Origin of the sequence: Eubacterium pyruvativorans (genome assembly GCF_900102225.1) — a bacterium.
In the GTDB taxonomy this organism is placed as follows: domain Bacteria; phylum Bacillota; class Clostridia; order Peptostreptococcales; family Anaerovoracaceae; genus Aminicella; species Aminicella pyruvativorans.
In genome coordinates, this window is record NZ_FNBF01000038.1 from 1 (window position 1) to 9,430 (window position 9,430).

Here is a 9,430-nt window from a genome sequence, read left to right on the forward strand (position 1 = left end):
TGGAAAAACGGGTGTGAAGTCTTGACATGGGCGGCCGGTTGGTGTACTATGATTAGGTCGCCTGCGTACTGGCGTGGCTCAACGGTAGAGCAGCTGATTTGTAATCGGCACGTTGGGGGTCCGATTCCCTCCGCCAGTTTCAGGAAAGCAACATCGAGGGATGCCCGAGTGGCTAAAGGGGGCGGACTGTAAATCCGTTAGCTGAGCTTACGATGGTTCGAATCCATCTCCCTCGACCAATTTGCGGAAGTGGCTCAGGGGTAGAGCATCGCCTTGCCAAGGCGAGGGTCGCGAGTTCGAATCTCGTCTTCCGCTCCATTTTTTTATGGGCTCGTAGCTCAGCTGGATAGAGCAACGGCCTTCTAAGCCGTGTGTCCAGAGTTCGAATCTCTGCGGGCTCATCATTTTCACGAACGTGTCTCCGGTGTCGACCGGGGATTTTTTTGTTTTTTCCCCGCCCGCAGGCTGCGGGCGGGGATATGAAGCAAGTGCGGGGAAATTCCCCGCACTTGCTTCCTTCAATAGAAAAGGAAACAGGCGGCCGCCGGGCCGCCTGTTATCCTCCTACTAAATATACAGCGGACGGTCGCCGGGCCGTAGTGCACGATCAAGACATTGACGATCGTCCGGCCGTGGTGCACGATCAAGGCATTGACGGTCGCCAGGCCGTGGTGCACGATCAAGGCATTGACGGTCGCCAGGCCGGGCAGATTGTATACGATCGGGGCTTTTCAGGGGTCTGGACGGGGGAGTTGTATATAATATTTCTGTATACTGTATGGAGAAGGTGCGGAATTTGCCCCAATTGCCTGTTTCGCACCTGAAACACAGTCGCCAGGGGTGCGAAAATGAAAGAAAATCTCGATTAATCTATTCCGGTTGTCCCTGATGGTGCGATTCTGGAGAAAATTGGATTTTCGCACCTGGTCTGTCAGACAAATTGTATACGTTTTGGATATGCTGGGAAGAAAATGACTCAACTGCTGATTGGGCTTCCAGGCGATCACTGCGGTGCAGTGATGGAATGGCCGGAAAGAACGACGTGTGTATATTACGCTGGTGCGTCGGGTAAAATAATTACAATGTAAAAATCTGACGTTCAGGCAGCCAGGTGCGGTAACGGAAAAAATCGTGTTTCCGCACCCCGCCGAATCGTGTCGCCCCTGATTTTCGGCTGAATCGGCCGGAATAGGGTGCGAAAATGGGATTTTTCGCAGAATCGCACCTGCCGCCGCCCGCCGCACCCGTCCGCCGCCCGGCTTCCCGGGTATTTTTTGTCGTCACCGGAGAAGAAGGATAGAGAAATTCTATTTGCTGCCATATAATACAGAAAATTTCGAACAACTATAAGAAAAAGCGGGTACTGGCTATCTGAAATATTTATTATCGGAAAATTTCAATAATATGGTATATTCTAAGTAAATTATGAGGGTGTGCAGCGAAGTCTGTGTGATGTCATGTGTTGTCGGCCGGGATGTCTTCCCGGCAGTGTGAGAGAAGGAGGATCTGATGAATGATAACTTAAACGAGAGGAAACCGAACGGATTTGCGTTGTTTCCGCTGATTCTTTTCATCATCATCTATCTGGGGGCGGGCATTGCGCTGTCCATCCAGGGAAAGGAAATGGCGTTTTATCAGTTTCCGTCGGTAACGGCGATGTTTATTGCCGTGCTGGTGGCATTTCTGATGATGCGGCAGCCGGTGGGCGAGTCGTTCCGCGTCTTTGCCAGAGGCGCCGCCAATGAAGACGTTATGACCATGCTGATGATTTATATCCTGGCCGGTGCGTTCTCCGCTGTTGCGGCGGCCATGGGCGGCAGGGATTCCACAGTAAATATGGGACTGACCTTCATTCCGACCCAGTTCCTGACGGCGGGCATTTTCATTATTTCCGCTTTCATGGGAACTGCCACCGGAACTTCCATGGGAACCATCGGTGCGATCATACCGATCGCTGTCGGCGTGGCGGACAAGGGCGGGCTCAGTCTTCCGCTGGTTGTAGGTGCCTGTATCGGCGGTGCGATGTTCGGAGACAATCTGTCCATGATTTCGGATACAACCATTGCGGCAACCCGTTCCCAGCGTGTTGCCATGAAGGATAAGTTCCGGCTGAATTTCTGGATCGCGTTCCCGGCAGCTCTGATCACCATCGTCGTTCTGCTGGTCATCGGAAGGCCGGAGCACGCCGCATCGCTGGGATCGCTGGATTTCAGTGCGATCAAGGTTCTTCCGTACATCGTGGTACTGGTGCTGGCACTGATCGGCATGAACGTTTTCCTGGTGCTGACCATCGGTATATTCCTGGCGGGAATTATCGGAATCGCAATGGGCGGTCTGAGCGTGTTCACCTTTGCCCAGAATGTCTGGGCCGGATTCACAGGGATGAACGAGGTATTCTTCCTGACCCTGTTCTGCGCCGGTATGTCGGAAATGGTTGCGAAGATGGGCGGCATCGACTGGCTGATCCAGAAACTCAGGAAGGTCATGAAAGGAAATCACTCCGCCCAGATTGGTATCTCCCTGCTGATTTCTCTGGTGGACTGCGCAACGGCGAATAACACCGTGGCGATCGTTGTCACCGGATCGGTAGCGAGAAATGTTTCGGAAGAATACCATGTGGATCCGAGACGGACGGCTTCTCTGCTGGATATCTTCTCCTGTGTACTCCAGGGAATCATTCCGTACGGCGCACAGATGCTGTCGGCCGTGGCATTGCTGAATCAGTATATGGGATCCTCGAAGTACGCCCCGACAGATATCATTCCGTACATGTGGTATAACTGGATTCTGGCGATCGTTGCTGTCATTTCCATCTTTGTACCGTTCGCAGACAAGGTGATCCGGTCGAATCCGTGGAACTGGGAGTATGACTGTGCGGAGTCCAATGTGGAGGCAGCGAAGAAGGCGCAGGAGGAAGCCCGGGACGAGTAGTGCTGGATTTCGTTGAAGAACAGAATATCATACTGCACGACTAACGCAGAAGAACCGGCGGCTGCCGGTTCTTCTGCGTTTTTTTGGAACCCGTCGCCGGCTAAATGTCATCTTCCGGCGTATCGGCGGCCAGGTCGTCCCGGACCTTCTGTGTAAACTCCATGGACCGGGAAAGCTTCTGCTTCAGAATGCCCAGGAAGTCCCAGGCGGAGCGGGGCAGTCCGTTCAGAGAAGAGCTGATCCAGCAGATATCCAGAAGCGGCTCGCCCTTCATCGGAATGGAGATGATGTCTCCCAGATCGATTTCATCGGAAAGCAGGCCGCTTCCGGTGGTGTAGCAGTCGGTGCGGAGCATGACCTGATAGCACATGGAGCGTTCGGAGACGATGATATGCCGGCAGCCCCGCTTCATGCCCGGCGTCTGGTACTCTTCCAGGAAATCAGAGGCCACCCCCTGCCGGTGGTCGAAAGCCACGTAAGGGAAGGGGGCCAGATCCTCCACGCCCACTTCGGATTTTCCCGCCAGGGGATGGCCGGCCCGGAGGTAGACGGCGGGGCGGGTGCTGCCCAGCTTGTGAAATTCCATTTTTTTGGACAAAAGCATATGGCGGACGATCTGACAGGAGGCACGGGAGAGGAAGAGCAGACCGATGTCCGCATGATGGTCGTGCACGTCGTTGATCAGCGCATCCATTGTCTCTTCCTTGAACACATAGCGGTACCGGCTGGTGTTGTGCTGCTCCAGGTACTCCAGGAATGCGCTTTCGGCGAAGGGGAAGCGCTGGGAAGCGACCACCAGGGAAACGGTTTCATCGGTGTCTGCTTCATCGCCCTGGTAGAGGGATTCGATCCATTTCTTCTGATCCAGCAGGGATTTCGCATATCCGAGAAATTCCCTTCCCTCCGGGGTGAAGATGACGCCCCGGTTGTTCCGTTCGAAGAACACGATGCCCAGTTCCTTCTCCAGTTCGCTGATGGATGTGGAGATCCCGGACTGGGATATATACAGTGATTTCGCGGCCTTGTTGATGGAACCCCACTTGGATATTTCTATCAGATATGTCAATTGCTGAAAAGTCATGATGTCCCTCCGGCTCCAAAATAGTATTTAAATCGATACTATTAATTATACCAGCGGTGAGTTAACTGTCAATTCTGCTATCTTAATTACTGATAAGCGGTTAGAGAAATCGGGGATTACCACGTTTCCGGAGCCCGTGGTATCCTGTATGTGTAGAAAAGAGCTAATAGTCAGACGACACTGACAATCATCACACACTCTCTTTACGGAATTTGGTCTTAATGGTAGGAGCGGCCTTGAGGCGGCAGGGAGCCGCCCCCGGGCCTGGTAACAGCGAATAGAAAGGATGGGAATCTATGGCTAAGAAGGAATTTGGATTCGCAACGACGCAGATTCACGCAGGAACGCATAGAGAGGATAACGGGGCACTGGCTTTCCCGATCTATGCCACATCGACTTTTGTCTTCGATAATGTAGAGCAGGGTGCGGCCCGGTTCGCCGGTGAAGAGGAAGGATATATCTATTCCCGTCTGGGAAACCCTTCAGTGACCCAGGTAGAAGAGAAGGTTGCCGCTCTGGAAGGCGGCGAGGCGGCGATGGCCACTGCATCCGGCATGGGTGCGATTTCCGCAGCACTGTGGTCAATTCTGGAAGCCGGCGATGAGGTAGTTGCCAGCGATACGCTGTACGGCTGCACCTTCGCTTTGCTGAATACGGACATTCAGAAATTCGGCGTGAAGGTCACCTTCGTGGATATGGGCGATCCGGAGAATGTGAAGAAGGCGCTGACGGAGAAGACGAAGGTTGTCTATTTCGAAACGCCGTGCAATCCGACGCTGAAGATCGTTGACATCGCAGCGGTTTCGAAGATGGCCCACGACTTCAATCCGGAAATCAAGGTGGTCGTGGACAACACGTTCCCTTCGCCGTATCTGCAGAATCCGCTGAAGCTGGGCGCCGATGTGGTGGTCTGCTCTGCCACGAAGTATATCAACGGCCACGGCGACGTGATTGCGGGGTTCGTTGTCGGTGATGCAGAATATATCATGAATACGAAAATGACCGGACTGAAGAATATGACCGGCACTGTCATGAGCCCGTTCTCTGCTTTCCTGATCAACAGAGGTCTGAAGACACTGAACCTGAGAATGGAAAGACACTGTGCCAACGCCATGAAGGTGGCGGAGTTCCTCCACGATCATCCGGCGGTTGACAAGGTTTACTATCCGGGTCTGCCTGACTTCGAAGGTCATGAGATCGCGAAGAAGCAGATGCACAACGGTTTCGGCGGCATGCTGGCCATGGAACTGAAGGCCTCCAGAGAGGAGGTTGCTGCAGCGATCAATAAGCTCCAGCTCTGTACTCTGGCGGTTTCCCTGGGAGACGCCGAGACGCTGGTGGAACATGCTGCGACCATGACCCATTCCACGTACACGAAGGAAGAGCTGGCCGCTTCCGGCATCTCCGAAGGTCTGGTCAGAATCAGTGTCGGACTGGAAGATGTGGAGGACATCATCGACGACCTGAAGACCGTACTGGATACACTGGTATAAGTGATAAATGTAGCAAGAATCAATTCTTGTGCTGCCGCCCGGACGATAACCACCGTCCGGGCGGCGTTTTTTTTCGACCGGGCCGGGCGAAGTAATCCAAATTTTCGGACGAATGATAGATTATTCTTTGTCGCTGTGCTAAGATGAAGTCGTGAATGTACGGTCGAAAGCAGGAGGTTTGTATGGAGGAACGTTTCGCAGGGAGCGCAGAGTATGTTGCCCAGGATAATCTGAAGCAGATTGTGAATATCGCCATGGCGCTGGAGAAGCCGCTGCTGGTGAAGGGGGAGCCGGGAACCGGGAAGACCATGCTGGCCCGGGCGGTGGCGGAGGCGCTGGACATGCCGCTGATCACCTGGAATATCAAGTCCACCACGAAGGCCCAGGATGGGCTGTATGTGTACGATGTGGTGCAGCGGCTTTATGATTCCCAGTTCGGCACCCACGGGGTGGACGATATCGGGCGGTATGTGAAGATGGGGAAACTGGGGGAGGCTTTCACGGCGGAGGAGCAGACGGTGCTGCTGATCGATGAGATTGACAAAGCCGATCTGGAGTTTCCGAATGATCTGCTCTGGGAGCTGGATCAGATGGAGTTCTATATTCCGGAGACGAACGAGACAGTGAAGGCGAAGCACCGGCCGGTCGTCATCATCACGTCCAATGCGGAGAAGGAACTGCCGGATGCGTTCCTCCGGCGCTGTATCTTCCATTATATTGATTTCCCGGATGAGGAGCAGATGCGGAAGATTATCGGTGTGCATTTCCATCAGATTGAGGAGACGCTGGTGGATCAGGCCATGGCCACGTTCTACTGGATCCGGAGTCTGCCGGAGATTGAGAAGAAGCCGGGGACGTCGGAACTCATCGACTGGCTCCGGGCGCTTCAGATCGGCGGCGTACCTGTGGAGGAGCTGGCGGCCCGGTCCGGGGGTGAGATTCCGCTGGCGGGGGTGTTGTTGAAAAAAGACAAGGATCTGGGCGTTCTGGAAAAGCACCGGGGGAGGAGATAGCCTATGTTTCTGGATTTCTTCTATCTGCTCCGGGCACGGGGTCTGGCGGTTTCGCTGGATCAGTGGCTGCTGGTGCTGGAGGGCATGCTGAAAGGCCTGCACCACTCTTCGCTGAACGGATTCTATTATCTTTGCCGTGGGATCTGCGTGAATTCGGAAGCGGATTACGACCGGTTCGATCAGGTGTTTGCGGAGTACTTCAAGGGAGCGCCCTTCACCGGGGAATTCGGGGAGGATCTGATGGAATGGCTGGACCGGCCGGAGATGGGCTGGAAGGACGAGGCGCACATCCGGGAGATTGCGGAGGAGGCCGTTCGTAACGGTGCCTTCCAGCAGCAAAGCCTGGAAATGATCCTCCGCCGCCTGGAGGAGCGCCTGCAGCAGCAGAAAACAAAGCACGACACCGGCAAGTTCTGGGTGGGCACCCACGGGCAGTCTGCCTTCGGCAACAGCGGGTGGCATCCCGGCGGAATCCGCATCGGCGGACAGAGTAAGTACAAGACGGCGGTCAGCGTAGCCGGGGAGCGGCGCTATCGGGATTTCCGGAAGGACAATATTCTGGACACCCGGGGATTTCAGAACGCCTTCCGGACACTCCGCCAGTATTCCGCATCGGACACGGAAGAACTGGAATTCGATGTGGACGGAACGATCCGGAAGACGTCGGAAAAGGGCGGCATGCTGACGGTCCAGTACCGTCATCCCCGCCGCAATCAGATCAAGGTGCTGATGCTGATGGATTCCGGCGGTTCCATGGACTATTACGCCCGGCTGTGCAGCATGCTGTTCCAGGCGGCGGTGAAATCCAATCATTTCAAAGAACTGCACACCTACTATTTCCACAATGTGATCGATGATGCGCTGTACCGGGATCCTGCGGTGGACCCGGACCGTTCGGTGCCCCTGGACCGGGTGCTGAAAAATTTCGGCTCAGAATACCGGGTGATCATCGTCAGCGACGGGGAAATGAACCCGTATGAGCTGACGGAGCACGGCTACGACTGGGAGAAGCGCTGCGCCAAGCCCCATACCGGCCTGGACTGCTTCCGGATGCTGCTGAAACAATATCCACACCTGATCTGGCTGAATCCGGCGAAGCTGCCCCCTTCCAACAGTTACTGGGCCCAGACTCATCTGTTCCTCCACGATATGTTCCCGATGTACGACCTTTCGGAGGAGGGCCTGATGCGGGGGATGAAGAAGTTGATGGCAAGGTAGGGGAGCGGGCGTGCGGTCGGCCGGGGGGTGCGATATTTTAATTTTTTCTGATATCGCACCCGATTCCGTCTGATTCAGCCGAAAATCCGGGGCGACACGATTCAGAAGGGTGCGGATCTGCGAAAAATCGCGTTCTCGCATCTCGCCAGCTGAGTGTTCCTTTCTGACATCACAGTTTATTTACCCAACAGGCGTGCCTCGTGTTGAATCACCGGATTTCCGTCCGCTCGTCCATCGAACCAACGTCATACCAGGATTGCCCGATCGGCACGTTGGGTTATTTTTTGTCCATCACACCGAAAGTGTATACGATTTTCCTGCCAGTCCAGGTGCGAAAAAACGCTTTTCATCAGAATCGCACCTTCAGAGGCTGCCGATATAAATTAACCGGGATTTTCTTTCGTTTTCGCACCCTCCTGTCCGGTATTTTAGTGCGAAACGGGGCCTTTCGGGTCATTCCGCACCTTCTCCATACAGTATACACGAAAATCGCATACAATCCCTCCGTCAGCCCGCCCGAAAGGTGCTGATCGTATACAATCAGCCCGGCCGGCCTGCCGGACCGCCTGCGCCTTAGGCGACCGCCCCGCCTCAATCCTCCGGCCAGAACAGTTCGTCCAGGGTCTTGTCCAGGGCGCGGCAGATGTCGATGCAGAGGCGGATGGTCGGATTGTAGTCGCCCTTTTCGATGGCGTTGATCGTCTGGCGGCTGACGCCCGCCAGGTCTGCGAGCTGCTGCTGGGACAGGTCTTTCGCCGCCCGGGCTGCTTTCATTCTCAGGTTTTTCATCAGTGTGCACCTCCGTCTGTGTCCGGTTCGTCGTCCGGGGTTCTGCGGTCGATCACTGCTTTTAGAAGCATCATGCCCAGGAAGATGACGAAGAAACCGATGAGCAGGAATGGGGCGCCGCCGTCGAAGCTGATGCGGCCGTCTTCGTAAAGGTTTTCCGGATGACGGATCTTGTTCAGGGCGATCGGGATGTACAGGAGGATCAGGATAATCCAGAAGATGAAGATGGAACGTTTTTTCTTCTGGTTGAAGCCCCAGTAGGCATCCCGGAAGATGCAATAGCCGGACAGCACCAGTCCGCCGATCAGCAGGATAGCGCACAGGATGAGGCTCGGGGATACGATGTGATCCAACCCGCCGTTGAATCCCAGCGCATAGATCAGGATCAGAACGTTGGTGATAACGTAGGCGTTTCGATATCCGCGGCCGCGGACGGCCTCCTGCCGCTCATCGTAGGCGGCGCTGCCTTTTCTTCTCTTTCGCAGCATGACCAGGCCGAGAAGAAACAGTGCCATGAGAGATCCGAACAAAAATTCATTGCTTGACGAGTTCATTTTTTCCTCCTCCTACAATAAAGTTGTAGGTAACAGACACCTGACAACCAGCCAGGATCTGCTCCCTTTCATTGCTAAAGCTGTACAATGGTGTGGCATGGATCTGACTTGTTCCTCCTAGGACCATATGGCGTCCGCACGAAAGCCTGTCAGCCAGCCATACTCATTTGCAGCCGTTCGGTTTATGCAGGTTGAACCGATGTTACTAATTACATTGCGTTCGTGTGATACCCCAGGAGATTGAATCGGCAATGAGAAAACTGGTCATCCATTGCAATTTCAATATCGGAGGTATCAGTGATGTTAAACGCAGTAGGTATTGATGTGTCAAAAGGCAGAAGCACGGTCGCT

Annotated in this window: 7 protein-coding genes and 4 tRNA genes; 8 read left to right on the forward strand and 3 right to left on the reverse strand. The window is 54.5% G+C overall.

From position 1 onward, the window contains the following. The first annotated feature begins 67 nt into the window (after positions 1-67). The 5 genes from BLQ24_RS09520 (at position 68) to BLQ24_RS09540 (ending at position 2,931) form a co-directional block, all read left to right on the forward strand. Positions 68-139, forward strand: a tRNA-Thr gene (locus tag BLQ24_RS09520). 15 nt (positions 140-154) lie between these two features. Beyond that, positions 155-239: transfer RNA gene (locus tag BLQ24_RS09525), tRNA-Tyr, on the forward strand. A gap of 4 nt (positions 240-243) precedes the next feature. Next, a tRNA-Gly gene (locus BLQ24_RS09530) sits at positions 244-318 on the forward strand. Between the two features lie 9 nt (positions 319-327). After that, positions 328-401 (forward strand) — tRNA-Arg (locus tag BLQ24_RS09535). A gap of 1,108 nt (positions 402-1,509) precedes the next feature. Continuing rightward, positions 1,510-2,931 carry a Na+/H+ antiporter NhaC family protein gene (locus BLQ24_RS09540; RefSeq protein ID WP_090164701.1) on the forward strand — a complete coding sequence of 474 codons (1,422 nt, stop codon included), beginning with the start codon at positions 1,510-1,512 and terminating at the stop codon, positions 2,929-2,931. Between the two features lie 100 nt (positions 2,932-3,031). Here BLQ24_RS09540 and BLQ24_RS09545 read toward each other — a convergent pair whose 3' ends face one another. After that, the gene (locus BLQ24_RS09545; RefSeq protein ID WP_090164702.1) at positions 3,032-4,012 is read right to left on the reverse strand and encodes a LysR family transcriptional regulator; all 981 of its coding nucleotides are present in this window, start codon (positions 4,010-4,012) and stop codon (positions 3,032-3,034) included. 296 nt (positions 4,013-4,308) lie between these two features. Here BLQ24_RS09545 and megL point away from each other — a divergent pair, with 296 nt between their 5' ends. The 3 genes from megL (at position 4,309) to BLQ24_RS09560 (ending at position 7,736) form a co-directional block, all read left to right on the forward strand. Beyond that, positions 4,309-5,505, forward strand: coding sequence for a methionine gamma-lyase (megL, locus tag BLQ24_RS09550; protein ID WP_090164703.1), 1,197 nt, complete (start codon positions 4,309-4,311; stop codon positions 5,503-5,505). A 182-nt stretch (positions 5,506-5,687) separates the two neighbouring features. Continuing rightward, positions 5,688-6,518, forward strand: coding sequence for an AAA family ATPase (locus BLQ24_RS09555; RefSeq protein ID WP_090164704.1), 831 nt, complete (start codon positions 5,688-5,690; stop codon positions 6,516-6,518). Between the two features lie 3 nt (positions 6,519-6,521). Next, on the forward strand, positions 6,522-7,736 hold the full coding sequence (locus tag BLQ24_RS09560) for a VWA domain-containing protein (RefSeq protein ID WP_090164705.1): 1,215 nt from the start codon (positions 6,522-6,524) through the stop codon (positions 7,734-7,736). Positions 7,737-8,327: 591 nt separating this feature from the next. Here BLQ24_RS09560 and BLQ24_RS09565 read toward each other — a convergent pair. Both BLQ24_RS09565 and BLQ24_RS09570 read right to left on the reverse strand, forming a co-directional pair. Continuing rightward, positions 8,328-8,525 (reverse strand): helix-turn-helix transcriptional regulator, encoded by a 198-nt coding sequence (locus BLQ24_RS09565; RefSeq protein WP_090164706.1) that lies wholly within the window; start codon positions 8,523-8,525, stop codon positions 8,328-8,330. Then, complete coding sequence (locus BLQ24_RS09570; protein WP_090164707.1) at positions 8,525-9,079, reverse strand: hypothetical protein; 555 nt, start codon at positions 9,077-9,079, stop codon at positions 8,525-8,527. The genes BLQ24_RS09565 and BLQ24_RS09570 overlap by 1 nt, the downstream gene beginning before the upstream one ends. Positions 9,080-9,430: the final 351 nt, after the last annotated feature.

Excerpts from the sequence above, each read along its gene's own strand:
- BLQ24_RS09540 (WP_090164701.1), top strand. The coding sequence starts at position 1,510 with ATGAATGATAACTTAAACGAGAGGAAACCGAACGGATTTGCGTTGTTT.
- BLQ24_RS09545 (WP_090164702.1), bottom strand. The coding sequence starts at position 4,012 with ATGACTTTTCAGCAATTGACATATCTGATAGAAATATCCAAGTGGGGT.
- megL (WP_090164703.1), top strand. The coding sequence starts at position 4,309 with ATGGCTAAGAAGGAATTTGGATTCGCAACGACGCAGATTCACGCAGGA.
- BLQ24_RS09555 (WP_090164704.1), top strand. The coding sequence starts at position 5,688 with ATGGAGGAACGTTTCGCAGGGAGCGCAGAGTATGTTGCCCAGGATAAT.
- BLQ24_RS09560 (WP_090164705.1), top strand. The coding sequence starts at position 6,522 with ATGTTTCTGGATTTCTTCTATCTGCTCCGGGCACGGGGTCTGGCGGTT.
- BLQ24_RS09565 (WP_090164706.1), bottom strand. The coding sequence starts at position 8,525 with ATGAAAAACCTGAGAATGAAAGCAGCCCGGGCGGCGAAAGACCTGTCC.
- BLQ24_RS09570 (WP_090164707.1), bottom strand. The coding sequence starts at position 9,079 with ATGAACTCGTCAAGCAATGAATTTTTGTTCGGATCTCTCATGGCACTG.